The organism is Endozoicomonas sp., from assembly GCF_965196975.1.
Classification (GTDB): Bacteria; Pseudomonadota; Gammaproteobacteria; order Pseudomonadales; family Endozoicomonadaceae; genus Endozoicomonas.
In genome coordinates, this window is the sequence record NZ_OZ239981.1 from 2,858,548 (window position 1) to 2,884,512 (window position 25,965).

Consider the following 25,965-nt stretch of genomic DNA (forward strand, 5'->3'; position numbering starts at 1 on the left):
GAACTAAAAATACCACCCCACATTAGGCAATGAAGAGAGTGGTATTTTTTATCAACAGCTGACTTGAACGGAGAGTCACCATGGAACTCGGACACCCCGAGCATCTCAACCCTTTTATCCTGTTGGGTATTGTCAACGAAAAGCTAAGGCTTACGTGTAACTCGCTGGATCAGCTGGCCGATGAGATGGACATGAGCAAACAGGAAATCGAGAACCAGCTTCATAAAATCCGTTTTCATTATCAGCCGGTCAATAATCAGTTTGTTCAAGACTAACAGATGCTCTATAGAGCTTGTTGTTTGCCAATAAGCTCTTTCCTCTTTCCTCTTTCCTCTTTACCAATATTGCGATTCCCCTATTCGACCTTCCAAAAATATTACAAAAAAAGATGATTTGTAATATTTTTGGATGATATAGAAACAATAAATAGCGAATACAATGTCTTCATAACCTGATAGTTAGAGTTCCAGCCAACAATGAGTCCAAAGGCACAGCAAACCTTTCACCATATACTGGATAGTGCCATGGTCTGCTATCTTGCAAAGGGGGTTAACCGAACGACACTGGATGATGTTGCCAGAAAGGGTAATGTCAGTCGGACGACTCTCTATCGATATATAAAAAACGGTGACGACCTGTTACACCAGGTACTCATTCGAGATGCCGGTGAGCGCCTAACGGAATGTGAGCAGGCTATGCGTTACCACAACAACCTGGCCAGCACACTGGTAGACAGTATTCTTTTCTTGTAACTATTCAGCACCCTTCATATAAATCTGGAATTTTCTGATTTTTCGACCATCATCTTATACTCAATTTTTCTAACAAATCTCCAGTATGGAACCAGACTTCCCAGCTACTCCGTTTACCGAAGCTCTCCTTAAAGAGAATGAAGAGCTTCGGACCGAGAATGCGCTTTTACGGGAACGTTGCAGCGAACTGGAAGAAAGGGTTAATAAAAACAGTCAAAACAGTAGTAAGCCACCATCGTCAGATGGTTATCAAAAGCCCAGTAAAAAAGGGAGTGATAAAGGTGATACATCTTCCAAAGAAGCCCCCTGCTCCTCACAGGAAACACCGAACCCCAAAAGCCTTAGACCATCTTCAGGCAATAAACCAGGTGGCCAGAAAGGTCATCAAGGCTCTTGTTTGAGACGTGTCGCCTTACCCGATTATGTCAGGCATCTGAAGGTTGAAAAATGTTGCTGTTGCCAGTCTTCGCTTATCGATATTAAACCCACCAAATACATTGAGCGACAGGTTTTTGATCCAGGTAGACCCGGAGAATTTGAAGTTACCGCGTACTGGGCAGACGTTAAAGTATGTCCTTGTGGTAAACGGAACACCGCTGAGTTTCCCCAAGGAGTGAAAGCCGCTGCTCAATACGGAGAAGTGACTCAGGCAATGGCTGTTCATTTAAACCAGTATCACTTCATCCCATATCACCGGGTGTCTGAGTATTTCAATACTATTTATTGCATGAGTGTCAGCGCAGGCTCTGTTGCCAATTTTGTTGCCTATACCCATGAGAACCTGGCCTCTACTGAGCAGAGTATCCGCGATGCTTTACAAGAAAGTCCGGTTGCAGGAGCGGATGAAACTGGCATGCGGGTTGACGGTTCACTGTGGTGGTTACACATTATGCGAGATGACCAATGGACGCTTTACTACCTCTCAGAAAGGCGAGGTTGTGAAGCAATGGATGCAATGGGCATCCTGCTGACTTTTGCAGGCATTCTGGTTCACGATCATTGGAAGTCCTACTTTGCCTATGCGGCAGTGCATGTGCTTTGTAATGCCCATCATCTGAGAGAGCTTCAGGGAGTTGTCGATAGGGATGCGAATAAGCTGGCTCTGCGGCTGATGAAATTGCTTACGCTCTCCTGGCACTTCTGCAAGAAATACAAAGCAGCCGGTCTGACTCAAATGCCTGGTGCAATACAGCTTCGCATTGAGACGATATACGACCAAATCCTTCAAAGGGCTCTCACGAAGGAAACCGCTTATATGGAAAAACAACGACAGGTGCTTGGACGTAAGAAGGTCAGGAATACCAAGGCCTACAACCTGTTCAAAAGGCTTATTGAGTTTAAGGTTGAAACGTTGCGCTTCATGTCGGACTTTTCAATTCCCTTCGATAACAATGGCAGTGAACGTGATGCCAGGATGGCCAAACTTAAGCAGAAGATCTCAGGCTGCTTCAGAAGCGAAGACGGAGGTACCATGTTTACCCGAATCCGAAGCTATTTATCATCTGCTAAAAAGCAGGGGTTGAACATATTTCAGGCGCTTCTTAAAGCGGTTCGAAATTACAACAATACGCCTTTGCTGGGTGCTGAATAGTTACAACTCTACAATCAGCTCACAGAAACCCGGAGTAAAGAACAGACCTTCTTACAAAACCAATGGCGTGCGACCTCCATCTTTCGAATCCCACTCCAGCAACTGGATGAAATGGCCTCAGGAGAAACAGAACCTGAGCTTCTCTACGGTTACGAGCATTTTCAAATCGCCAATGAATACGGTAAGTGGCAAAGCGTACCCAACAATATGGGGGTAAAACCCCTCTTTGGCAAAGCCGGAATGGGAAATCCCGGCAATATTTACTCCTGGACGTCACTCAGTAAAGAGGGTCGCCTTTTCTGGGGTTTTTTTGATGCCTTCAGTGGTGTTCACGACCTGTTGGGAGAAGCTGACTCCAGTCGTATGTTACTCTATCCTGGTTTTTCTGTTCCCGTTCCATTCTGGGAGCATTCCCGGGATAGCAGCCCGACATCCAGCCTGTTTAGCTGGGCAAGAGAAGAAATGACGCGAAATGGCAGACTCCACGAGTTTATTGCCGGTGGAGACCTGATCTATTTTGATAATGATGGTATCCCACACACGCTCACGAATAATGGCTTTGGCAACCCCTGTGTAAACGGTATACGGAATGCCGAAGAACTCGGCAATAGAATATATTTTGCCACATCAACCTGGTGCAATTTATCCGAGCAGGCAGGTCTTGAATTCTATGAATTCAAACCTGAATTGATAGGGCCATAAAATTTACGACGGCAGTATGACTAAGCAAAATACTGCCAGACCAGCTTTACGGATAATGTTCCTCCCCTTACCGCATGAACCAGTAAAATACCAAAGCCCAAGATCATTAAAGGTAGCAACGGACGCTTTTCTTCACGCCAGAAATACCAGCCAGCACCTGCAATACAAAGCGCTAATATCATTTGCCGGGCATCAACCGGCTCACCTAAAACGACCTCCATGGCAATCGCCAGACAACCAATCACATTGGCAATCAACCAAAACGGCGAAAGCATACCGATACTGCCAATAAGAGGAAACTTGATCAGCGCACCACCAGTCCACGACTTTGGCTGCAGATCTGATGACAGATGAAAAGCAATACCCAAAGCTAAACCAGCAGCTATAGGTGAAAGCCCAAAGTACCAGAAAATAAGGGCTGGTATGCAAGAATGGGTGATTCCAGAGCGATGAGATAGACCAGGTGCCAATAAATCCAAGTCTGGTAATCGTATACCCGCGATCAAGCCAGAAAGGAAAAAAAGAATCTCACCTGTCAGAGCCACAGTTGACCAGAATGGACAAAGCTCCCTGACCACAAAAACGACTGCCGCTAATAAAAAACCTACTAGCGGAGGACCATACAACTTCATAGTTCAAAAAACGAGCCAAATAAATTTGGGAGCCGACTATACCCTCATTAGACGTGCAATGGCCAGCTGGAAGCATGATATTCCTACAACCAACGTCTGACAGACTTCTTATAACTGAGAAAACGTTCATCAAATAGTGCTTCCAAAGCCTTTTCTTCTGCCATTATTTGAAAACGGGTCATGTAAAGGACAAAAAACGGAACCAGTAATAGCGCTAGAATATTGGTCAGCCAAAGCCCCCAGCCAATAAGAAAAATAGCAAACCCAAGATACATGGGGTTTCTCGTATACTGATAGATACCAGTAATTACCAGGGATGATGCCGCCTCAGGACTGACTGGGTTAACCGTCGTTTTCTGTTTTCTGAAACTGATCACTCCGGCCAATGCCACACCAAATGCCAGCATGGAAAACAGTATAAAAAGCCCCAACCGAATATCACGACTCAGATCAAACCCCAGAGGGGTATGCTTTCTGGCAAGCCACATGGCAGCCCCAAACAGTAAAACCAATAGTAATGGGGGGATTTTCAGTTCAAGGCTTTTCACGGGATATTCCTTGTCTTATCTTTTATCCAGAATTTAGAACTCCATTCTACCGCACCATTTGCTTTCAATCCTACGCAGGTAATACACTCCTCCCACTATTTACTGCACTAGCGTTGATGACTGATGACTTACAAACTCAACGACAAACAGTTTGAATCCATTCAGAAACTGCCTGACCATGAGCGTTATGACTACTTTCTGAAAAAGGTGGCTGACTGGGAAGAGATCTGGAGCCTGCACAGCCCGGAGGGTTGGGTAGAGCTGTCATCCAGTGATGGTGAAGAGTGTCTGCCTGTCTGGCCCCATCCGGATTTCGCAAAAGCCTGGGCGGTGGATGACTGGTCTGACTGCCAGCCAAAGGCCATTACTCTGGAAGTATGGCTGGAGCGCTGGACTCCAGGCCTGGAACGCGATAACACCATGCTGGCAGTATTCCCAGTGGATGAAGAAGAGGGGCTTGTTGTAACTCCTTCTGAATTGCAGGATGCCATTCTTGGAGAGTTAGAGCAGGGATAATCTTGCTCTTATTAACTTCAAAGGCACAGAGACACATTGGTTCCTGTGCCTTTGAAATAAACTGCAAGGAATATCCCCCACTTATTAACCAAACTCAATGCGCCATATGCTGGCCTTTGATTTCATCCATTGCATGAGCAACGACGGTCTTTTTATCGCCATTACTGAAGGTGATCGTCACCGGGACTTTACTGTTGGTTGCGATGGGCTTTTTAAGCCCCATCAGCATAACATGATAGCCACCCGGCTTTAGCTCGACTTCATCGCCTGGATTGATAGTTAAGTTATCCACACGACGCATTTTCATCATACCATTGTTCATTTCTGTGGTATGAAGCTCGGTTTTCTTGGCTACAGGGCTAGTCAGTGATCGAATCTGAACTGCCTTATCAGTGCCATTTTGAATGGTCATATAAGCCGCCGATGAAGACATCCCAGGCTTGGTCGCACGGGCACTGGCATTCAGTAACTGCAACTCTTGTTTAGAATGCTCTTTTGAGTGAGCATGGGAATGCGAATGACTGTGTCCATTCTGTGCAGCCACAGCAGTGTGCGCCGTTATTAGCACCATCAGAGCCATCATACTATTGACGGCTGTTCGCATAGCCCTGACTACTCTGGAATACAAAATCGTTCCACCTTCCATTACTCAACTCCACTCGTCATTAGAAGTATTATGGGAGAATAGCAATCTACTGTGAGCTTGCTTCTACATTATCCAGCTCAAAAAAAATGGTATGAACCGCTTCTCTGGTTTCAATTTTCAACCTTGCGACCCAGACCATTTTGCTGTCAGTTGTACAAAAAGTGATACTGCCGGTGCCAGTATACAGGTCAGTGCCTGAAAAGTGTCCAGATTGTTTCTCCAAGTTGAAGGGCATTAATCCCATGGGCATATCACGTCCGACAAATTCCATGCTGACCTTTTCAGCAGCAAGCCCGGAAACTTCTGCCTTTATATCCAGTGGCTGCCCCGTCGGCATTGACGCGGGCAAAATGCTAAGCGTTATCGAACCATCCCCTACCCTGGTCTGGCACCCTTTGAACGTGTTGCAGTAACTGACGGTTTGGAACGCGGCCTTATCAACAGGCGTGTCACTCTTATTCAGCGAACGTGATACATAAAATACCAGCAGTAAGCCGAGCAATAGTGCTATCGAGAGGAGAAACTGGGATAGGTGCTTTGACACGTTTTTCATCATTATTAGAATCAAAATTAACTTGCAGGTACGCATTATAGGCTTTTTACTTATAGAGAACAGAAGAACGTTCTCCTGAAATCACTTTTTGAGGAAGCACAGACCGTGGCACAAGGGAACGATCAACTCTCACTTTTTGATAGCCATTGCCATCTTAATTTTTCGGATTTTGATACTGATCGTGCAAAGGTATTGAGTCAGGCAAAAAAGGAAAGCGTCAGTCACCTTTGTATTCCCGCGACAAAACACCAAGAATGGCTCTCTCTCATCAAAGAATCAGAAGTGATTTCTAAAGAGAGCTCTGTAAGCGTCGTAACGGCCCTTGGGCTTCACCCCTGGTTTATTGCTGAGCACAGTCTCGAGCAACTTGACGTATTGGATAAGCTGCTAAAACAACGTCCCTCAAGAGTTGTTGCCATAGGAGAAACGGGGCTGGATTTTTTTGACCGTAACATCACCCCACAGGCAAAGAACAAACAACTCACTTTGTTTACTGGTCATGTAAAACTGGCCTGTCTACACCAGATGCCGCTGATTATTCATAGCCGGAAAAGCCATGATGAGATACTGAAAGTACTGCGAAAATTCAAACCCGAGAGCACCGGAATTATTCACGCCTTTTCCGGCAGTGAACAACAGGCTAAAGAATACCTGAAGTTGGGATTTAAACTGGGATTTGGTGGTGGCATAACCTACCCAAGAGCCAGCAAAACAAGACATCTGGCAGCTACCCTGCCAATCGACAGTATTGTTCTTGAGACCGATGCACCGGATATGCCATTGAATGGCTATCAGGGAGAAAGAAATGAGCCAGGAAGAGTGAAGCAGGTTGCTGAGTGCCTGGCAGAGCTGAGAGGAATCTCTTTAATGGAGGTGGCAGAAGCCACCTCTCATAACTGTCGTACGCTATTCAGAATATGACGTTTAAGCGCCTTCGGCTTCCAGTAACTTGTTCTGGCCGATATTGATTTTTCTTGGCTTCATCGCCTCTGGAATTTCACGTTCAAGATCGATATGCAGGAGACCATTGTCCATGGTCGCACCGGTTACACGAACGTAGTCGGCCAGCTGGAAACGGCGCTCAAAGTTACGCTCGGCAATGCCCTGATACAGGTATTTTCGCTCTGCATCGTCTGGCTTTTTCTTACCCTGAACAATCAGTACGCCCTCACGGCTTTCTATTTCCAGCTCATCTTCCGCAAAGCCGGCAACCGCCATGGTGATACGGTATTCGTTCTCATCCAGCAGTTCGATGTTGTAAGGAGGATAACCATTATTTTTGGGAGTCTGAGAGTGCCCGGCGTTCATGGACTCCAGAAGGTGAGCCATCCGGTCAAAGCCGATAGCAGAGCGGTACAGGGGAGTGAAATCAAAATCGAAAGTACGCATAGTCATATCCTCAATAGAGCAATATGTTGATTAAGTCGGCTTTTCATAATGAACAAGCCGTGGTTCACAGTGCTGCTTTGAGCCACTGTTAACTCTAATATGTGTACGTTTATTCCAATTTCAACCCTGCAGACAGATTTTTTTTAACCCATCTTTTTTAAAAAAACGTCCAGATGGTGGTCCAGCATCCGGTCACCATCGAACAGATAGCGTCCTTTGAACGTGTTCCCCTTCAACATCTCAGGTATCCAGATAATGTCGTCTGCCCACATCTCGTCATAGGGGATCTGATCCAGGGAGAACCACAACGGTATGGCTTCATCCGTCTCTTCCGGTGAGCCGGTGAAATCTCTTGCCACATAGGTATGCACATGAATGGAGTAACCATCAGTGAACTGGAAAAGGCTCTCCCCACAGAACTCAGGATTAACCGGAGTGATGCACAGCTCTTCCTGCACTTCACGGATCGCACACTCCAGCAGGGTTTCACCAGACTCAAGCCGCCCTCCTGGCCCATTGATTTTTCCAGCCCCTAATCCACGCTTTTTACGAATCAGCAGAATTTGCTCATCCTTGATAACAAACGTCAGCGTAGCGGGGTCTTTGGCCTGCCAGGAGTCCCAGTCAATATCCTGCAATGTTTGCATGAATCAATTCCTGCCTGTTTAAAGATATTTAACATACCTCAGCTTCACGTTAGGAGGCAGCATTATTGCTATCTGTGGCAGCTTTTGCCTCCTCGTAAAACAACCCCCACTGCATCAGACTGTCGATAACCGGCCTGAGGGTTTTGCCCAGTTCCGTCAGCTGATACTCCACTCTGGGTGGTACTTCCGGATAAATCGTTCGTGTCACCAGCCCATCGTCCTCCAGACTTCGCAACTGAAGAGTCAGCATCCTCTGCGTTATTCGTGGCAGGCGTCTCTTCAGCTCGCTGAACCGCAGACAGCCAGACTCCAACAGCTTATAGAGAATCACGCCCTTCCACTTACCCCCAATAATTTCCTGCGTCACTTCCACTGGACAGGGTTTGCCACCCGCAAGATATTCCTGTTCTCCACGCACCCCTGATACTCCTGATGTCGATAAAGCCACTCAATAGTATAAAATTGGTACTTAAATACAATTCAATATACTACCTATCATTTTTGTGCTTTCTTCCTATTTTATCCTGACGACAATAGAATGCAGCCCTCGACTACTGTTGTATATGGTCTGAACAATGAACACTGCCCTGCGTAAACAAATTCTGGATGCTTTCAACTTCCGTCACGCCTGCAAAAGCTTTGATGCAAGTCGGAAAATATCCGATGAGGATTTTGATTTCATTCTGGAAGCCGGACGCCTTTCCCCCAGTTCATTTGGCTTTGAGCCCTGGAAGTTTCTGGTGATCCAGAATCCGGAATTGAGGGAAAAGATCAAAACCGTCAGCTGGGGGGCCCAGGGACAGTTACCAACAGCCAGTCATTTTGTCATCATTCTGGCCCGCAAAGAAAACAGCATGCATTATGAGTCTGAATATATCCTGGACCATATGCGTCATGTGAAACAGCTGCCTGAAGATGTTGTGGATATGATCAGCGAGTTCTACCGTGACTTTCAAAACAGTGACTTCCGGCTGACCGAATCTCCCAGAGCCATGTTTGACTGGGCCTGTAAACAGACTTATATCGCACTCGGTAATATGATGAGCGTAGCTGCTCAGATTGGCATTGACTCCTGCCCGATTGAAGGTTTTGACCGGGAAAAGCTGGAGCCACTAATGGCACAGGAAGGCCTGTTGGACAGCCGCGAGTTTGGCGTCAGTGTCATGGTCGCTTTCGGCTACCGGGAAAACGAGCCTTACCCAAAAACTCGTCACGGGCAGGAAGCCGTTGTCGAATGGCACTGAGCGCCAGCTCACTCAGCAAGTTCGCTGAGGCATAGCAGCGTTAGATTGTTGCTCTCAAATCCGCCCGTATCAATAAAATGGGTATTTCCCAGAGTGACGGGTTGATCAACAATGGTATGGCCACAGAATATGTGGTCAATGCCTTTAACCGCTGACTCGTCACCACTTTGAATCCGGGACCTGGACCATTGCATCGCCCATACCAGCTCCGGGTCAGATTCTATTTTCCCCGGATCCCAGACAGGCAACGGGTATTCTGCGTGACAAATTGCCGCCAGCCTGTCTCCAGGCAGGTCAACCGAGATCAGAACCGGCTGCTCTGAGGCCCTGTCCGCATACCGATTCATTTTTTCTGATGAAACCTGCAGGTGCCAGTCACCGCCACAAAGCACCCATTTTGCAATCTCACGGGATGATGGGTGTCTTACCGTATCAATCATGCACTGCTCATGATTGCCACGGACGCAGTGGAACCACGGCTCATCCATCAGGGAAAGGCATTTCTCAGAAGCGGGTCCCCGGTCAATCAGGTCGCCACAACTGAAACAACGGTCTTTTTGCCGGTCAAAGCCGGCGTTGGCCAATAGGGACAACAGGAGATCATACATTCCATGCAAATCGCCAATAACAAAATCACGACCAACTTCATTCTGACGAAAGTGCTGGTAAAACATAAATCCTCCCTGGATTTCTGATTAGAGTTTAGGTTTATACGTCCAAGTTTATGGTTCAGCCCTCATTACCAGTTTAGCCACTCCATCATCAGGATTGATGGAGGTGGTAAATTGGCGCTGACTGGTCAAAATGTGGGTTAGCATTGGCTCCCGGGCCAGCTCACGGAAGGACAATGGCACATTAGCTGCTAACCGGCCTTCCGCCCTCATATGGTCCGCTGCTTCATAAACCCTGAGCATCACTGGCAACACTTTACGAACGGTTTCCGGCAACCCGGCAACCGCAATGGCATTGGCATAGACTGCCGGCCCGTAGGTTGGAGATGGCGTATCCAAAGCGGTTAACTGATGCCTGCTGTGCTGAATCCACTGTTTTTGTTCATTCTCTGGCAGACCTTTAAAACTGGCATACAACTCTCTTCCTTCGGCCGGAGTAAACAACCTTGCAGAAGCCCCCAGTGAGGCAAGGGCAAGGAATTCATTAGGGTTCCTGGTCAACGTATTCAGGTGCAGCCACTGTCCCCGCTTTTGCAGATAGGCCTGCATGGGGTTCATCTTCGGCTCCCGGAAGAGTCTATCCAGCAGTAACTTCAGTTGATTCATGGAGCGCCAGGTATTCTGGGTAAGGTAAACGGATCCTGCAGGCTCTGAATGACCGCGGAACCCGGCAATATTGACGACCCAATGGTCGTACCATAAGTTCAGGTCATTTTTGCTGATGCTCTTGTTCTGTATCCCGGTGTTAAGCACGGTATACATGGACAAAGAGCCCTCGTTATACATCATATGGCGAAGGTGGCTATGGGGCAGATAGACAATTTCGAATAACCGGGCTGCAGAGGGGTGCTTTGTAATAATCGAGCGAGCCAGCGGGTAAATCTTCTCAGCATAGGGTGCAGTGACAGAGAGAAAGTCCACCGTATCTTCAGGAAAAGGCTTACCCAGAACGTTAGTTGCACGCTTGCGAGCCTCTGGAGATAGCGTGACCGCATCCAGAATGGCTGCCGCCTGAATTACTTCATAAGAGACAGAATCCAGCCTGGCAATCTCCCTAGAAAGCTGACGAAATGACGCTTCAGTCAGCTTGGGAGCTTCAGGATTGACCTGAGGCCTAATAAAGGTCTCATAGTCTTCATGTGACCCTCTTCTCAACAGTTGCAGGCAATACAACCGGGATAACGCTCTTGGCACTTCCCGATGGATTGGTATTGACGGTATTTGTTCAGACAGCTCAGGTGTAGATATGGGATTGTCCAACACCCATGAGAGTTGCTCTATCTGTTCCTGCGTAATGTCTAGACGGCCTTCAAAATGTTTCTGGATATACTGCCTTATAGGGTCCAGCCGGTTTTCAGCCACAATCGACAGGCTGGCCACCAGCAAAAAAACCAGCGAAACCCAGGAAAAGGTCTTTGTTCTCATGGTGAGTTTTCTTTTCTGGAGGTTGCTCCGATCGAAAACGGATACAGGTAGACTCCGTGGGAATGAGTAGCCTCAATCAGACAGGAGATTGATTACACCTGCCGCCACATGACCAACACCAATATCTGTCTCCAAAGCATGCAGCAACAGGCCTCAGGGATGCTAAGAAAGATAGATGCTGCGGGTTTAGTCAGCCACATGAAAGCGTCATTATTCCGTAAAGATATATAATGTCTGCCCTCATCCGCAGTGATCTCGACCATTTTTAAATTCATAACCACATTGCTTTTTTTAAAGCGGCACTCAAAACGAGGGCTATCCTTAATCGATATTCCAATCCCGATAACCATTTGGCATTGAATCAATAGACAGGGGGGAAAACAGCCATGGCTGACCTCAACCTGGCCACCAAGCTGATAGACCAGTATTTCACGGAGATAGCCCGCAGCTATTGCAATAAGGATCTGGACTCCATCATTGGTCATTACAACCGTGATTCCAGCCTTTTATTCTGGAACGCTGAAGGTGACACCATCACGTCAATTGATCAGCTGACACTCTGGTATGAAGAGCTGTTCCGGCTGTTTGATATCAAGTCAGTCAACTTCCGGGTTGAAGAAGTTTATGCAGATGAAAGTACCATCGTTTCTGGCAGCCTATGGGTGCTATCAACGCTAAGAAAGCTGGGGGAGGAAGAGCTTGAAGAAGAACAGTCCCTGAGAGCCACTCATTTGCTAAAACAACACAATGGCAGGTGGTTTATCAGTCATCTGCACGTTTCACCAACCCACTTTTTACCGGACTAATGACTCAAACCATCCCCAAACGATGTATTTCAGCCTCTTCCAGCCAATACAAGCTTGCATCTTCCGTTTCGCTGGGAGGCATGTTGGAAATCTATGATTTCCTGATATATGGTTTGATGGCCAGTTATATTGCCGATATTTTTTTCCCCGCAGAAACCCATATCGCGTCATTACTCAGCACGTTTGCAACGTTTGCTATTGGTTATCTTACCCGCCCGTTGGGCGGTATCATCTTCGGTCATTTTGGTGACCGCTATGGCCGTAAAAAAACCTTTACGTTTTCCATCTTTTTGATGGCGGTAACTACAACCTTAATGGGCTGCCTACCAGGGTGGAACAGTATCGGCGCAGCAGCCCCAATCACACTGATCCTATTACGCCTGCTTCAGGGTTTCTCACTGGGAGGAGAAATTCCTGGGGCTATCACCTATCTGAGTGAAAGTACGCCAGAAAGGCGTGGATTGGTAATAGGCATTCTATTTCTTGCAAATATGATTGGCGTATCATTTGGTACATTCATTCATGGTATATTGGAAATGCACCTCTCGGCCGAAGACATGAGAGAATGGGGCTGGCGTGTCCCTTTCTGGGTTGGCGGTGCTCTTGGAGTCATCAGCTATCACATCCGCAAGCATTTTTCCGAATCCGGTTTATTTGAAGCTCTGAACCAGAGCAAGGCACAGACCTCCATCCCCATTGCTCTTCTTTTTAAGCAGCATATCCGAGGGGTTATCTGTGGATTCATGACCATTGGACTGTGTGGGGCAGCCGTAACCATCTATGGCATTTATATGCCAAGCTACCTCTCTTCGCTGTTGAACTTCCCCAAAGAAGCCGTTGCATGGCACACCACCCTGGCGTTTTTGATGCTGTCACCGCTCTGCCTGATATTCGGAATGCTATCCGACCTGGTTAATCACAAGCTTATTCTTGGGGTTATGGCGGTTGTTATTGCCACTATATCCTGGCCTGCATTCCAGTACTTTTCTTCACCAGCCGCCGAGCTTAATAAGATCATGCTGATCTGCGGACTTTTAGCTGCAACAGCATCAGGAGCTTTGCCACCACTACTGATCAGCTTCTTTCCAACAGAAGTTCGCTATACAGGCATTGCTACCTGTTACAATATAGGATTTGCTATTTTCGGTGGTATTGCGCCATTTACATCAACACTGTTAGCTAAATACTCTGATAATTCATCAGGGCCTGCTATTTATCTTTCTATCATTGCGGTAATCAGCCTGATAGCCTTATTTATTCCCTGGCCAAATGTTCAGTTGGTTACTGATAATGAGGCTGACGAAACCAAGTCCAGTCAGTAAATCGTCTTTTAAATTACAGGGGGTGAGAAATTAATCAGTTTCATCTAAGAAAAGCCCCCCTGAAATTCATACTTTAGACGACGTTATTCAGATTAGGATAAATAGGCTCTGACTTTGAAGAAATCAGTTGATACTCTTCCCTCAGGAGCCTGGAGGACATTAATATCTTGAGTATTGATGTATTTATCAAAGCCTCAATAAAATATTAATCAGAAAATCGCTTCACTCTCTCCTGTAATACAGGGTATTTTTCCAAATTCCAGGCTTTTCTGATTCCTAAGAAACCGACAAGGCAAAAGGCTGTCCAAAGCTCAGTATTAATAAAAAATTTGGTAAAAAATATGGAATCCACAAACCAGAGTGGCAAATCCGGATTTGTTGTTAGTAACCCAGAGCCAACACAGCCTCCAAAAGATCATAATGAGCAGGCTGAAATGGCATTTGGTTTTCGGAAAAGTTCTGTGGACGATCCTATACCAACAAAAGGGCTTTCTGAAAAACTGGAAGGGGTTACTTTATCTGACAATACTCATGTAGAAGCTCATAGCATTGATGTACTTGAAACCCCGGATGGGTGCTCTCTCAATTTGATAACTGACTCATAGGTTAGCTTCAACCTTTCCAGTCATGAACTCAGACCAAAGTTGTTCCCAGCGCCCCTTACTCTGGATCAGTGCTCTTGTTGTCAAAAGCACTTCCGCTCCTGTTGCTTTCCACCTCATTCCAGAACCACATAATCGTTGCTTTACCAGAGTCTTACAAGCCGCTTCAGTAACTCCTGAACCTATTGGCCAATGGCGTTTAAGCGCCTGATGATAATTCATTAACTGGTGATTGTTTGTAAAATAGCTCACAGCTTTGTAGCGCTTCTCTGTCAGTGCGATTGTCTTTTTCGGGAGCTCGGCTGATTCAATTTCCTGAAGGATTTTTTTGGCTGCTCCACGCTTGTTTTTCAAACTATGTAGCCTGTCTTCAAGCCACTGGTGTCGCTTCGCCTTACTGGTTGGAAACAGTGCTTCCGCTGCTCCAGCTAAATATTCAGATGCATGATAAAAATCGAGTATCTGCCCAGAGGTATGTTGTTTCAAATAACTCCAGTTTTCTCTAGCCCCGTCAGCTACCCCGATGTATGTGGCATTTGGGTAGAGTCGTTTTAGATCTGCAATCTCCTCGTCGAGCTTGCTCATAAAGCTTTGTTTACCATACTCTGGCGAACTGGCTGTATATATCGTGTGGAGCCTGTCTCCATCTGCAGAATATAGGCTCAATGTCCCACACATGGCTTCCCTCCAGCCTTCTTCACAAAGCAGCATGCAGGTTCCATCCAGACCAATGGCTATTGTTTCAACAGGCTCTTTTAGTGGAGGAAGGTGGTAGTGAGTGTCTTGCTGGTCTTCAATTAATGCACCTACTCTGTCCGATAAATGCTTGATATAAGAATTTGAAAGCGTCCTTTGATGGTTGGTCTCAAAATCTTCTTTTACCGCAGGCGCTGGCATCTGGCTGTATTTCCAGGCGATAGACTTGGCAAATTTGGGGGTAGCTGAACCAATAATACCGGCACGAAGATCAAGTGCTGCCAGAGTACTGCCACCTCTGACACCCTGATATACGGAGCGCTCCAAAGGTATACGACCGTATAAGGTTTCATAGTGCTTAAGAACCTTTCCTTTGTAGTTCCACTTCTGCTGATTAACGACGATAGGTTCTTTATTGGGTGATTCAAATAGCCCCAATAACTCTTTTGTTCCAAGCTGCCCGGCTTCATTGAGTGCACGCTGTAAACTATCTTCAAGATTCAGCATGTTGCCTGAATCTATAGAAACTTCAATTTGCAAAACGATGCTTTTGGTAGAGCTGGAAATAACAGAAGCGGGCATGACAGTTAACTATTATGAGTGGTGTTCCCATAGTAGCTGTGAAAATAGAGCACTATTGTTTCAATCATTCAGAGAGAGCACCCCCCCGGATGTAAAAATGAGCCAGCCGGAGCATCCCCATCCTGAAATCCTTGATAATGAGCATGAATCGGATAGCTCAAGTCTTTTTCTTGAAAATATTGGTGCTGTAGAAGAGTTTTTTAACTTCTTTAAGGAGGAGTTTGATAAAGCATCTGATGATGAGAAGCAAGAATTTACCGAGTACTGTGAACAGGTGTTTAGTAATTTTATTAATCCGGAGGAAAATGAAGATCTTACCTTTGAGCAGTGGGTGGACAATATAAGACAGTTGAAAGCATTCTTTATCAGAGAACAAAGTCAACTCGATAGACTTGGAGTAACGGAGCCTAGTTTATGTGAGTTAGATTTAACTCAGTGGTTAGAGATATTTACAAATCAGGTTGATATTGAAAAGCAAATGAAAGTTTTAACGATAATGACTGAGTGCTTCAACGAGTTAGGTATGGATGTTGGACCGTTTATGCCAGCAATTCACATGTACCCAGCTGGAAACTCTCACGAGTTTTCTCCATCAAACCTTTATGTAGAATTTAGTCTTACCTGGAAGGGACAGGATGATGAGTTATCCCTGCAGTTACCTGTATGTTTAAAGGAACAATTTGGGGTATTTAGAAACCAACTTCTTTTTGAGACAACGTCTGCTTTCTTAACTGCCTGCTGGGAGCGGGAAAACCCAGACTATCAAGCTGGATTTAATGTTCACCATACCCGGGATGAGGGTGATGCATCAAAAATCACTGTCTCAGTACGGAAAAATGGGGTTCCCTGTGTCATTCGTAGTAATGTTGCCGGCTGTCCGTACTTTGAAGGCAGCGAAAATAGCCCTGTCACGAACCCACGTCACTGGTTCAAATGTCTGAATGAGTGCAAAGAAAGAGTGGATCAGCAGAATATTCAATTCACAACTAACTTACAGGAAATTCCCCATGGAGACGACGAACTGGATTTAGGTATTCTTAAAGCAGAGAGTGCCGGCAACGATGAAGAGATCCCAAATGTTCCGGAAAAAGTAATAACGACACTATTAACAGAAAAACTGAGTAAAACTGTACTCTAACCAACATTTATACTAAAGGGGTGCGCCAGAAACGGACTAACTCTTTTATTGTAATCACACAACCATGGCCTGATAATAATTACACAAATACATACACTGCCTTGAATAATAAATATAAGGTTTCAGAATGACATCTTTGACCCGGGAAAAAGGTACTGTTCTTTCAGTACTCACACTGTGCCTGCTCCCAGTAACTGCTTACTCTGACACTTATGAAGACTGTTTATTCAAACAACTCAAAGAGGGTGATGGGTCACTTACACTGGCAGAGATCCGTCAACAGTGCCAAATAAGTACGGAAGAAGAACCTGTAGAAATAGACAGTGTCGTTGAACAGCGGGTTCAGGAAGAAGAAGAAACCCTGGATAACCGGTTTGCTATTACCCCCCACCGCCCAAACTATCTGCTACCTGTTTCTTACAATAAAAGTCCTAATGAAACCCCCTTTGAAGTTCGGAATATTGATGACTTCTCCAGCACTGAGATCAAGTTTCAACTCAGTGTTAAGGCTCCTCTGGCTCAGGGGATATTCAATGGTTATGGGGACTTGTATGTAGCTTACACCAACACTTCATGGTGGCAGGCATACAACAGTAACTCTGCCCCCTTTCGGGAAACCAATCACGAACCGGAAGTATTTATGGTATTCCCCACCGAGTATCAGCTTTGGGGATTTGACCTGAATGGCATTGCTGCAGGCATAACGCATCAGTCCAATGGGCGCAGTGGCGAACTCTCCCGCAGCTGGAACCGCATCTATGCCCAGTTTGTTTTTTCAAAAAACAATTTTGCATTGAGCATCAAACCCTGGTGGCGAATTCCCGAATCAGAAAAAGAGCCAGGTCAGGAGAACAGCTCCAAAGGAGATGATAACCCTGATATTGAAAAATACATGGGTTATGGAGAACTCCACTTGGGCTATCAGGTTCAGGAGCATAACCTGGGTATGACCTTAAGAAACAACCTGCGCAGTGATAACAAAGGTGCAGTTCAGCTGGACTGGTCCTTTCCTATCAACAAAAGGTTCCGGGGTTATATTCAATATTTCAATGGCTACGGTGAAAGCCTGATTGATTACAATGACAGTGCTAATCGACTGAGCGTTGGTGTCATGTTGACCGACTGGTTATAGATTGGAGAACAAGGGAAGAAATCAGCGCTTCCCTTTTACTGATCAAACAGCAGGGCTGGTTTGTTGAAGCTCTGGATCTTTACGGAATAGACCAAAACCCAGCATCGCAAATGCAATGGCAAGAATCGGGCTAAGCCAGTTCAAAAGAGCCCAGGGAGCATACTCAATCACCGAAACGCCCAGGGTCGAGGCAAAAAAAGCACCTCCGGTCGTCCATGGAATAAGTGCAGTGGTCAGTGTGGCCCCTTCTTCCAGAGAGCGTGACAATACACGACGATCCACACCCTTTCGATCATAAGCATCGCTGAACAGCTGTCCACCCAATATTATTGACATGTATGCTTCACCCATGGTCATGTTTCCGGTGAAACAGGCAATGACGGTAGTAGCAACCAGAGCGGATGTCTTCTTTATTCGGGTAACTATCGTATGAATCAGCACCCTCAGAAAGCGGCAGCGCTCAAGGATGCCCCCCAATGCCAGCGCCATCAGGGATAATGACAGAGTCCACATCATCGAAGTGATCCCCCCTCTTCCCAGCAATGAGTCCATGCTTTCCAGGCCAGTACGGACAGTGCCCCCACCATAAAGACTGTTGAGTACCGTCGCCAGACTCTGATCCTGCATAAAGACAGCCAGCATCACCGCAACAGAAGATGCCATCACCATACTGGGCTCTGCTGCTACACGAGCCATACTGAGAGCCAGCATGACAACCAGAGGTAATAGAGTGACCAGATTGATGTGAAAAGTCTCTTCCAAAGCGCTCTGCATTGCTGCCAACTGATCAGCCGGCAACTGATTTTCAGCGTAACTCAGCCCCATAAAAGAGAAGACAGCAAGTGCCAGAATATAGGCAGGCCCTGTCGTAAACAGCATGCTCCGGATGTGGGAGTAGAGGTCAACTCTGGACGTCATCGAGGCCAGGTTCGTGGTATCAGAAACTGGAGACATTTTATCCCCAAAGCAGGCACCGGAAATAATCATACCGGCAACCAGAGGAGCCGGTATCCCCATGGTGGTTCCAATTCCCATCAGGACAACCCCGATAGTGCCAACCGTTCCCCAACTGGTACCAGTGGCCAGAGACATCAGACTACAGAGAACCAGCCCGGCAGGTAGAAAAATGGCGGGACTGACAAACTCAATACCATAATAAATCAGCGTCGCCAGCGTACCACTTTGAATAAAAGCCGCTATCAGTACACCAATGAGAATGAAAATATAAATAGCCGTCAGAGCACCGGTAATACCGGAGTTCATGGCATGCCGAATAGCTCGAAAATCGTAGCCAAGGGAAAATGCACTGATGGAGGCGATCATCAAAGAGACCAGAATCAAGCTGTGCAGGCTGGTTTCCAGAAAAAACAGGCCAGTACTAATGACGCCAATAATGGCAGCAAGGGTGACAAAAGCATGAAGGAAACTGGGCTCTTTCCATGACGCTTCTGGCTGTGTCGATACAGTCAAACCAAAACTCCTTTGGATTCGGGGCAACGATCCTGAAATACAGGGGAGCAATAATAGCGGTTTGTACGCATCGCTTCACCTGCTGGAGCATGCCTTATATGGTCAAAATCATGCCAATATAAGGCATAAAAATCGGGTTATTCACTTCTGTTTATTCAGTGCCTTAGCTTCCTGAACAAAGGACTCTACATCCTCCTCAGTGGTATCGAATGACGTGACCATTCGATACACACCAGGCTGTGGTCCATTTTGATAAAAGTCTTTAAAGGCCTGTAATTGAGTAGCCAGATCGGTCGGAATCGAGAAAAATGCCTGATTAGTTTGTACGGGACAGACTAACTCAATGTCCGGGCATTCACTTAATCCTTCAACCAACAGGCCCATCATGCGATTGGCCTGAGCCGCATTCCTCTTCCATAACTCATTGGTAAACAACGCTTTGAACTGGGCACTGATAAAACGCATTTTAGAGTGGAGCTGAAGTCCCTGTTTCCGCAAATGCAGAAAGCCATCAGCAGCTTCAGCATTGAAAAATACGAGAGCCTCTCCAAACATCAAGCCGTTTTTTGTCCCTCCAAGGGAGAGGATGTCTATATGCTCACACATTTCAACGAGAGAGCAATTCAGCGCTACTGCAGCATTGTAAATACGACAGCCATCAACATGCAGCAACATGCCCAGCTCTGTACAAACCGCTTTAATCGCTGCCAGCTCACTCAGGGAATATACCGTCCCCCATTCGGTCGACTGGGAGATACTGACCAGCCTTGGACGAGTTGCATGCATTCCCCACCAGCGTTCATTCTGGTTGGCTTTGCGAATCTGCTCAGGTGTAATTTTTCCATGAGAGGATTCAACGGTGATTATCCGACTCCCCGTAGCGTTAACCGGTGCCCCAACCTCATTGGTTACTATATGGGCGGTATCCGGACAGATAATGCTGTCAATGCTTCGCAGAACCGCCTTGCAGGCCAGAGTATTCGCAGCCGTTCCGTTGTAAACGAAGAATACTTCGCATGGCCTGTCCAAAGCCTGGCTGACCATACTTATCGCTTCCTGGGTCAGGGCATCATTGCCATAGGCTCCGGTATGACCAGCATTGGCTTCCATCAAAGCATTCATGACCTCCGGGCAAACCCCGGAAGCGTTATCACTGGTAAAGAATCGTGCCATGGAGCTTAGGTCCTGCTTTCTAAACATTGATCAAGGAAGAAACCAATAGTACTGAAACCGCCTTAGCGGGCAAATAGCCATATATCATTATCCAGCTACGCCTAAGCCAGAATTACGCTATTTTATACATTGCAACTCTCAGCGCTTGGCTCAATTGGTTTTGTAAGAAATACATGGAATGAAAAAAATAATACGCTGCTCATTACTCAGTATCCTGATGGTCTTGATGGCAGAGATCTCGGCCGGAAATCATCTTAGGGAGTCTCCCTTAAAGTGTGATCATAAATGGCTGACCAATCATATGGAGCATGTTCTTCCCTGCTATCTTCTTAAAGAAGAGTCTGAATCTGGATGGACGATAACCCAGACCGGGTCAAAAACCGTCAAGCATAAAGACTTATCCACTGAAGTGGACGTCATCCATGCTGACTTGGTCTCCCTTCGTTGGCAGCAGGGAGAGAAGGCTTCCGTTGATTTCCCTTTGTGGCAACATCGATTAACCATCTTTAAGCCTGAACAACTGAAGCACGATATAGCACTGCTATACATCAATGATGGAATCATTCACGCGCCCAGCGAGTTACAGCAAACTCAAAAAGAGCCTGAACTGGATTTCGCCCGAATAGCCGCTCGAACCAAATCCATTGTTATTGACCTGAAAGATGTTCCAAACCAGTTTTTGCAGTTTAAGGATACTCCCCCATTAAAAGAAGATAATCTGATCGTGTTTACCTGGAAGCAATTTCTGGGCAATCCGCAGGAAAACTACAATTGGCTTCTTCGGCTTCCCATGGTCAAAGCTGCAATTTACGGAATGAACGCCAGTGAAGAAATTCTGCAACAGCAAAAAGTGACCCTCGATGGTTTCGTTATTGCAGGCGGCTCGAAACGGGGCTGGACAGCCTCGTTAGCGGCCACTCAGGATAAACGGATTGTTGGGTTGATTCCCCAGGTTGCCGATTTTATGAACCTGAAAAAGATGATTGATCATATTTTTCAGGTTTATCCACAAGGCAACCCAGCGATATCGCCTTATCTACCTCTTAAGGCTTTGTTCGAAAAGCCCGAAATGGCTCAACTGATTTCTATCGTTGACCCTTACCAGTACAGACAATCTCTCAAACTTCCCATGCTCTTTGTCACTGCGTCCGGCGACCACTTCATTCCACCCGACACAAGCAAAGTGTTTTTTGACGATTTACCGGGTGATAAATGGATAAGAGTTCTCCCAAACCAGGGGCATTACATCAACCGTGATAATCCAGGCTTGATAACCGATCTGACCGAATCTTTCTACGGTGCTTTTCTTCAAGGCCGAAAATTACCCCGAGTTACCTGGGAGCAGGAAGGAAAATTTCTCAATGTAAACACGTCAAGGCGACCAAAAGAGGCCTGGCTCTGGCAGGCGACCAACTCGTCAGGAAGAGACTTTCGCAGGGTGGCATCAAATACTGATCTTTCGCCTTATACCCGTACCAAAGTGAAATTTACCTGCCATGGGGGTGCTCTCTCTGAATGATTGAAACAATAGTGCTCTATTTTCACAGCTACTATGGGAACACCACTCATAATAGTTAACTGTCATGCCCGCTTCTGTTATTTCCAGCTCTACCAAAAGCATCGTTTTGCAAATTGAAGTTTCTATAGATTCAGGCAACATGCTGAATCTTGAAGATAGTTTACAGCGTGCACTCAATGAAGCCGGGCAGCTTGGAACAAAAGAGTTATTGGGGCTATTTGAATCACCCAATAAAGAACCTATCGTCGTTAATCAGCAGAAGTGGAACTACAAAGGAAAGGTTCTTAAGCACTATGAAACCTTATACGGTCGTATACCTTTGGAGCGCTCCGTATATCAGGGTGTCAGAGGTGGCAGTACTCTGGCAGCACTTGATCTTCGTGCCGGTATTATTGGTTCAGCTACCCCCAAATTTGCCAAGTCTATCGCCTGGAAATACAGCCAGATGCCAGCGCCTGCGGTAAAAGAAGATTTTGAGACCAACCATCAAAGGACGCTTTCAAATTCTTATATCAAGCATTTATCGGACAGAGTAGGTGCATTAATTGAAGACCAGCAAGACACTCACTACCACCTTCCTCCACTAAAAGAGCCTGTTGAAACAATAGCCATTGGTCTGGATGGAACCTGCATGCTGCTTTGTGAAGAAGGCTGGAGGGAAGCCATGTGTGGGACATTGAGCCTATATTCTGCAGATGGAGACAGGCTCCACACGATATATACAGCCAGTTCGCCAGAGTATGGTAAACAAAGCTTTATGAGCAAGCTCGACGAGGAGATTGCAGATCTAAAACGACTCTACCCAAATGCCACATACATCGGGGTAGCTGACGGGGCTAGAGAAAACTGGAGTTATTTGAAACAACATACCTCTGGGCAGATACTCGATTTTTATCATGCATCTGAATATTTAGCTGGAGCAGCGGAAGCACTGTTTCCAACCAGTAAGGCGAAGCGACACCAGTGGCTTGAAGACAGGCTACATAGTTTGAAAAACAAGCGTGGAGCAGCCAAAAAAATCCTTCAGGAAATTGAATCAGCCGAGCTCCCGAAAAAGACAATCGCACTGACAGAGAAGCGCTACAAAGCTGTGAGCTATTTTACAAACAATCACCAGTTAATGAATTATCATCAGGCGCTTAAACGCCATTGGCCAATAGGTTCAGGAGTTACTGAAGCGGCTTGTAAGACTCTGGTAAAGCAACGATTATGTGGTTCTGGAATGAGGTGGAAAGCAACAGGAGCGGAAGTGCTTTTGACAACAAGAGCACTGATCCAGAGTAAGGGGCGCTGGGAACAACTTTGGTCTGAGTTCATGACTGGAAAGGTTGAAGCTAACCTATGAGTCAGTTATCAAATTGAGAGAGCACCCTGCCATGGCAGAATCTGCAGCAGTCATTTAAAGCTTCCTCAAGCAGTGAAAGGATGGACTGCCAGCTTTGTTGAAATGCATTTTAACAATGCACCATTTTCAGACCTGGTATTTACCACCAGAGTTATGGTAACTCCAGACAAGTACCCAAATGCACATAAGGAGGTTGTCTCTGAATCAAAGGGTATTTAACTCAGCAATTAAATTATGTTTTGCACTCCAACGAATTTGGCCATGATGCTTCAAGATAATTTATCCCCTTAGGTTCTGCACTAATCTATTTCAGGATAATTGTTCATACCAGAGGCTTTCTGCTTCTCTACGCAACTCTAATACTGCTAGAAGCCTTTGGTTTATGACCAGCCGTGCTTTCCAATTACCGGAATAAGTATGGTGATGAAGAGCAGAGTGAGGCGAAACAACGAGCAATAGTGGGATTATTGCATTAAATTGCAACGCTGTGCTGGCGTCCACATCCCCAGCACAGCAGTGTAGTCAGAAAGCTCGAATGGAATACTTTACCCGTTGAAATTATTTTTATGATTGTGAAAGAATGTCAGATTTCTTGTATCAGTCTTTAGATCAATCTTCAGGAGTCATGGCAGCCTGTTCATCTACTCTTCAGGTAGGCGATCATTGTAGTGTTGCCATCGATAGGCAATTGCGCAAAATATTAGAGACTGAATGGAATACCGTTGAATATTTACTCAGTTCTTACTGGTTAGTACATCCATTAGCGTATAGTTTTCGCTCTACACTTTTTTCAGTATTCCATTCACTCTTTCTTCGGATTATTTCTCTTGGTACTAATCCTATCTACCTTATTTTTTCTTATTCCCCCGGAAACTTTCAATCCATTCTTTTTCTGACTCTGCTCGTGTTGTATATTGAGCTTCTCTGTCTTTCCTTTTATCTGCAGCTTTCTCCTGTCTTTCCATAAAAGTCATTTCCAGCGGGCTCTTTTCTTTTCCTGTGATCTGCTCTGTACTATTTTCTGACGCAACCTCAGTCTGGGGAGGCATAACTTTCTCAGAATCAACGCCCTGCGCCCTGTCAGCGTTGGAATCACTACTCACATACCGCTCCTTAAGTGCCTCCCAACGTTTGTTATGATCCTCTCTATCCCCATTAAACTGGCCAATCTCCCCCAGCTCGCCACCGGTTCTCTGGATAGGTCTGAAAGCTTCAGGCTGCTTGCCGCCTCTATCCCACATTGGGGGGTCCATTTTTGCCTTTTCTAGAGGTATCGACGACTCAAAAGCGTCATCAGAGCGTGGACGTTTCACAGCTTTGATAGTATTTTCACTGTTAGAACTCCCATGATCATCGTTGATGAACACATCATCATCTCCAACAGATAAATCTAAATCAAAGACCCCACTTTCCTCGGAAACAGTTCGACCGCCTGCAACGTCTTCAGCTAATGCAAGGTCAGTTTCGCGACTCAGCTCATCTTCATCAGCAAAGGAAATGCTATCGTCATCGGAAGCAGTTTGATCGACCCCAGTTTCTTCACCTAGCTGAAGATCAATTTCACGGCTTAGATCATCCACAAAATTCTGGGTAAAATATTCGGAACCGTGCATCTCATTCATTTGATTTTCTAACTCTTTATATTTATTAGAATCATCATTTTCTATAACGCTAACCTTTTTACCTGAAATGGGCTCAGAACTCTGCGAATTGGAATCAGGTGATGGCGAAGTCATGTAATTAAAAGTTGATTTTATTGATGCAGAAGCAAAACCATAAAATGTTTTTGCGGCATTTCCAAAATAAGCGCCCCAGCCTTGAGAAGCCCCTGTATTCACTTGTTGGTTATTGTCACCGCGCTCAACCGCCATGGCCATTACTCCCTAAGTCCATTTAAATATAATTGTCTTAATATTAGCTATTGAATTTAATTCAATTCATGTTTCTGAAGAGTTCATTCACACAGTGAATACATATCTGGCTCACATTCACTGCTGGAAATGCTCCTGTACTGTAGGCACCGATACTGTGCAGCCAGGGCAAATTCGGAAGCGACATTCACTTCATAACTACAAAAGAAGCCCATCAGAGTAAAAAACACCCTCATCCCCGCTCGCATTCTTTGGAACATAGCGACATCCTTGCCAATCAGAAGTTCCAATTATTTTATGGGGATCAGCTTCAACGTTGTATGACAGCTCAGTTAGGGCAACTAACAAGATAAACTTTATATTTATCAATTAATTAAAAATCTCATCCGTGACATTGACCCTGAAAATCCTGAGCAGCCATAAATTAACCAATATCAGGGATTAATAATATATCCCCTTAAAATGAGTAATTTACTGATTCCTCTAATTATAGAGCATACGTACGAATAGACCTTTGAACTTTGGTTATTACCGCCTCTAAGCTTTACATCACCCCATTGAACCCAAGCCCGGCTCGTTTGTCAGACTTACTAACCAGAATGTCATTCAATATCAGCGCCTCCTCCCTTAATATCTCCCCAATTAAGGGACTGAGCCGGGAGAAGGAGTATGGAATTAACCATTAATCTCGAAAGTCATCAAAACTGCACCTTACTGGTACTGGATGGTGATATCAATACCAGCACGATTCAGATATTAGAAAATGCTATAAGAAATGCAACTCGACTCAATAATAACCATATCGTGCTTGATTGTACCTTACTCAAAAGTATTAATAGTGATGGATTGAGGCTACTGCTTCATTGCCAGGTACAATTGGCAGGACACTTCTATCTATCGCTCTATAACGTGTCCAATGAGGTCGCTTCATTGATAGAGCTGAGCGGAATTATTCACTTTATTCAAATGAGTACCCAGGCTGAGAGTGCATAG

28 protein-coding genes are annotated in these 25,965 nt (G+C 45.7%); 15 read left to right on the forward strand and 13 right to left on the reverse strand.

Annotated elements, in window-relative coordinates; genetic code table 11:
- Positions 1 to 80 precede the first annotated feature (80 nt).
- From ACOCLE_RS12900 to ACOCLE_RS12915, 4 genes are all read left to right on the forward strand, one after another.
- Positions 81 to 275, forward strand: a complete 195-nt coding sequence (locus ACOCLE_RS12900; RefSeq protein ID WP_419537017.1) for a DUF4250 domain-containing protein — start codon at positions 81 to 83, stop codon at positions 273 to 275.
- Positions 276 to 524: 249 nt separating this feature from the next.
- Positions 525 to 752 (forward strand): TetR/AcrR family transcriptional regulator, encoded by a 228-nt coding sequence (locus ACOCLE_RS12905; RefSeq protein WP_419537018.1) that lies wholly within the window; start codon positions 525 to 527, stop codon positions 750 to 752.
- A gap of 85 nt (positions 753 to 837) precedes the next feature.
- Positions 838 to 2,343, forward strand: a complete 1,506-nt coding sequence (gene tnpC / locus ACOCLE_RS12910; protein ID WP_419532963.1) for an IS66 family transposase — start codon at positions 838 to 840, stop codon at positions 2,341 to 2,343.
- A 111-nt stretch (positions 2,344 to 2,454) separates the two neighbouring features.
- A complete protein-coding gene (locus ACOCLE_RS12915) occupies positions 2,455 to 3,045 on the forward strand; it encodes a hypothetical protein (protein ID WP_419537019.1) in 591 nt (196 codons plus the stop codon).
- Positions 3,046 to 3,065: 20 nt separating this feature from the next.
- Here the strand turns inward: ACOCLE_RS12915 and ACOCLE_RS12920 are convergent, their stop codons facing one another.
- Both ACOCLE_RS12920 and ACOCLE_RS12925 read right to left on the reverse strand, forming a co-directional pair.
- On the reverse strand, positions 3,066 to 3,677 hold the full coding sequence (locus ACOCLE_RS12920; RefSeq protein WP_419537020.1) for a hypothetical protein: 612 nt from the start codon (positions 3,675 to 3,677) through the stop codon (positions 3,066 to 3,068).
- Between the two features lie 83 nt (positions 3,678 to 3,760).
- Positions 3,761 to 4,225, reverse strand: coding sequence for a methyltransferase family protein (locus ACOCLE_RS12925; RefSeq protein WP_419537021.1), 465 nt, complete (start codon positions 4,223 to 4,225; stop codon positions 3,761 to 3,763).
- 123 nt (positions 4,226 to 4,348) lie between these two features.
- Here ACOCLE_RS12925 and ACOCLE_RS12930 point away from each other — a divergent pair, with 123 nt between their 5' ends.
- Positions 4,349 to 4,741 carry a DUF2750 domain-containing protein gene (locus tag ACOCLE_RS12930; RefSeq protein WP_419537022.1) on the forward strand — a complete coding sequence of 131 codons (393 nt, stop codon included), beginning with the start codon at positions 4,349 to 4,351 and terminating at the stop codon, positions 4,739 to 4,741.
- Positions 4,742 to 4,835: 94 nt separating this feature from the next.
- Here ACOCLE_RS12930 and ACOCLE_RS12935 read toward each other — a convergent pair whose 3' ends face one another.
- Both ACOCLE_RS12935 and ACOCLE_RS12940 read right to left on the reverse strand, forming a co-directional pair.
- Entirely contained in the window at positions 4,836 to 5,387 is a 552-nt protein-coding gene (locus ACOCLE_RS12935) for a copper chaperone PCu(A)C (protein WP_419537023.1), read from the reverse strand.
- A gap of 46 nt (positions 5,388 to 5,433) precedes the next feature.
- Positions 5,434 to 5,976, reverse strand: coding sequence for a hypothetical protein (locus ACOCLE_RS12940; RefSeq protein WP_419537024.1), 543 nt, complete (start codon positions 5,974 to 5,976; stop codon positions 5,434 to 5,436).
- Between the two features lie 69 nt (positions 5,977 to 6,045).
- Here ACOCLE_RS12940 and ACOCLE_RS12945 point away from each other — a divergent pair, with 69 nt between their 5' ends.
- Positions 6,046 to 6,861 carry a TatD family hydrolase gene (locus tag ACOCLE_RS12945; protein ID WP_419537025.1) on the forward strand — a complete coding sequence of 272 codons (816 nt, stop codon included), beginning with the start codon at positions 6,046 to 6,048 and terminating at the stop codon, positions 6,859 to 6,861.
- A gap of 3 nt (positions 6,862 to 6,864) precedes the next feature.
- Here ACOCLE_RS12945 and ACOCLE_RS12950 read toward each other — a convergent pair whose 3' ends face one another.
- The 3 genes from ACOCLE_RS12950 to ACOCLE_RS12960 all read right to left on the reverse strand — a co-directional run bounded on the left by ACOCLE_RS12950 (position 6,865) and on the right by ACOCLE_RS12960 (position 8,394).
- Complete coding sequence (locus tag ACOCLE_RS12950; RefSeq protein WP_066012993.1) at positions 6,865 to 7,329, reverse strand: Hsp20 family protein; 465 nt, start codon at positions 7,327 to 7,329, stop codon at positions 6,865 to 6,867.
- Positions 7,330 to 7,472: 143 nt separating this feature from the next.
- Positions 7,473 to 7,976 carry an 8-oxo-dGTP diphosphatase gene (locus tag ACOCLE_RS12955; protein ID WP_419537026.1) on the reverse strand — a complete coding sequence of 168 codons (504 nt, stop codon included), beginning with the start codon at positions 7,974 to 7,976 and terminating at the stop codon, positions 7,473 to 7,475.
- A gap of 49 nt (positions 7,977 to 8,025) precedes the next feature.
- Complete coding sequence (locus tag ACOCLE_RS12960; RefSeq protein ID WP_419537027.1) at positions 8,026 to 8,394, reverse strand: winged helix-turn-helix transcriptional regulator; 369 nt, start codon at positions 8,392 to 8,394, stop codon at positions 8,026 to 8,028.
- A 157-nt stretch (positions 8,395 to 8,551) separates the two neighbouring features.
- Here ACOCLE_RS12960 and ACOCLE_RS12965 point away from each other — a divergent pair, with 157 nt between their 5' ends.
- Complete coding sequence (locus tag ACOCLE_RS12965; protein WP_419537028.1) at positions 8,552 to 9,220, forward strand: NAD(P)H-dependent oxidoreductase; 669 nt, start codon at positions 8,552 to 8,554, stop codon at positions 9,218 to 9,220.
- An 8-nt stretch (positions 9,221 to 9,228) separates the two neighbouring features.
- On the opposite strand, the gene ACOCLE_RS12970 is transcribed toward ACOCLE_RS12965, so the two are convergent.
- Positions 9,229 to 9,894, reverse strand: a complete 666-nt coding sequence (locus ACOCLE_RS12970) for a metallophosphoesterase (protein WP_419537029.1) — start codon at positions 9,892 to 9,894, stop codon at positions 9,229 to 9,231.
- 48 nt (positions 9,895 to 9,942) lie between these two features.
- Positions 9,943 to 11,316: a hypothetical protein gene (locus tag ACOCLE_RS12975; protein ID WP_419537030.1), complete on the reverse strand. Its 1,374-nt coding sequence runs from the start codon at positions 11,314 to 11,316 to the stop codon at positions 9,943 to 9,945.
- A 386-nt stretch (positions 11,317 to 11,702) separates the two neighbouring features.
- On the opposite strand from ACOCLE_RS12975, the gene ACOCLE_RS12980 reads away from it, so the two are divergent.
- The 3 genes from ACOCLE_RS12980 (at position 11,703) to ACOCLE_RS12990 (ending at position 14,049) form a co-directional block, all read left to right on the forward strand.
- Positions 11,703 to 12,122, forward strand: coding sequence for a nuclear transport factor 2 family protein (locus ACOCLE_RS12980; RefSeq protein ID WP_419537031.1), 420 nt, complete (start codon positions 11,703 to 11,705; stop codon positions 12,120 to 12,122).
- Positions 12,122 to 13,444 carry an MFS transporter gene (locus tag ACOCLE_RS12985; protein WP_419537032.1) on the forward strand — a complete coding sequence of 441 codons (1,323 nt, stop codon included), beginning with the start codon at positions 12,122 to 12,124 and terminating at the stop codon, positions 13,442 to 13,444. Before ACOCLE_RS12980 ends, ACOCLE_RS12985 begins: the two co-directional genes overlap by 1 nt.
- Positions 13,445 to 13,785: 341 nt before the next feature.
- The gene (locus tag ACOCLE_RS12990) at positions 13,786 to 14,049 is read left to right on the forward strand and encodes a hypothetical protein (protein ID WP_419537033.1); all 264 of its coding nucleotides are present in this window, start codon (positions 13,786 to 13,788) and stop codon (positions 14,047 to 14,049) included.
- On the opposite strand, the gene ACOCLE_RS12995 is transcribed toward ACOCLE_RS12990, so the two are convergent.
- The gene (locus ACOCLE_RS12995; protein ID WP_419532972.1) at positions 14,044 to 15,324 is read right to left on the reverse strand and encodes an ISKra4 family transposase; all 1,281 of its coding nucleotides are present in this window, start codon (positions 15,322 to 15,324) and stop codon (positions 14,044 to 14,046) included. The genes ACOCLE_RS12990 and ACOCLE_RS12995 overlap by 6 nt on opposite strands.
- A 97-nt stretch (positions 15,325 to 15,421) precedes the next feature.
- Between ACOCLE_RS12995 and ACOCLE_RS13000 the strand changes: the two genes are divergently transcribed.
- Positions 15,422 to 16,462 (forward strand): hypothetical protein, encoded by a 1,041-nt coding sequence (locus tag ACOCLE_RS13000; protein WP_419537034.1) that lies wholly within the window; start codon positions 15,422 to 15,424, stop codon positions 16,460 to 16,462.
- Between the two features lie 127 nt (positions 16,463 to 16,589).
- Positions 16,590 to 17,594 (forward strand): phospholipase A, encoded by a 1,005-nt coding sequence (locus tag ACOCLE_RS13005; protein WP_419537035.1) that lies wholly within the window; start codon positions 16,590 to 16,592, stop codon positions 17,592 to 17,594.
- 42 nt (positions 17,595 to 17,636) lie between these two features.
- Here ACOCLE_RS13005 and nhaC read toward each other — a convergent pair whose 3' ends face one another.
- Entirely contained in the window at positions 17,637 to 19,064 is a 1,428-nt protein-coding gene (nhaC, locus tag ACOCLE_RS13010) for a Na+/H+ antiporter NhaC (protein ID WP_419537036.1), read from the reverse strand.
- Between the two features lie 141 nt (positions 19,065 to 19,205).
- Positions 19,206 to 20,237: a threonine aldolase family protein gene (locus ACOCLE_RS13015; protein WP_419537037.1), complete on the reverse strand. Its 1,032-nt coding sequence runs from the start codon at positions 20,235 to 20,237 to the stop codon at positions 19,206 to 19,208.
- A 178-nt stretch (positions 20,238 to 20,415) separates the two neighbouring features.
- On the opposite strand from ACOCLE_RS13015, the gene ACOCLE_RS13020 reads away from it, so the two are divergent.
- Both ACOCLE_RS13020 and ACOCLE_RS13025 read left to right on the forward strand, forming a co-directional pair.
- Positions 20,416 to 21,756 (forward strand): PhoPQ-activated protein PqaA family protein, encoded by a 1,341-nt coding sequence (locus tag ACOCLE_RS13020; protein WP_419537038.1) that lies wholly within the window; start codon positions 20,416 to 20,418, stop codon positions 21,754 to 21,756.
- 64 nt (positions 21,757 to 21,820) lie between these two features.
- Positions 21,821 to 23,101, forward strand: a complete 1,281-nt coding sequence (locus ACOCLE_RS13025) for an ISKra4 family transposase (protein ID WP_419532972.1) — start codon at positions 21,821 to 21,823, stop codon at positions 23,099 to 23,101.
- An 848-nt stretch (positions 23,102 to 23,949) separates the two neighbouring features.
- Here the strand turns inward: ACOCLE_RS13025 and ACOCLE_RS13030 are convergent.
- Positions 23,950 to 24,978: a hypothetical protein gene (locus ACOCLE_RS13030; RefSeq protein WP_419537039.1), complete on the reverse strand. Its 1,029-nt coding sequence runs from the start codon at positions 24,976 to 24,978 to the stop codon at positions 23,950 to 23,952.
- Between the two features lie 663 nt (positions 24,979 to 25,641).
- On the opposite strand from ACOCLE_RS13030, the gene ACOCLE_RS13035 reads away from it, so the two are divergent.
- Positions 25,642 to 25,965, forward strand: coding sequence for an STAS domain-containing protein (locus ACOCLE_RS13035; protein ID WP_419537040.1), 324 nt, complete (start codon positions 25,642 to 25,644; stop codon positions 25,963 to 25,965).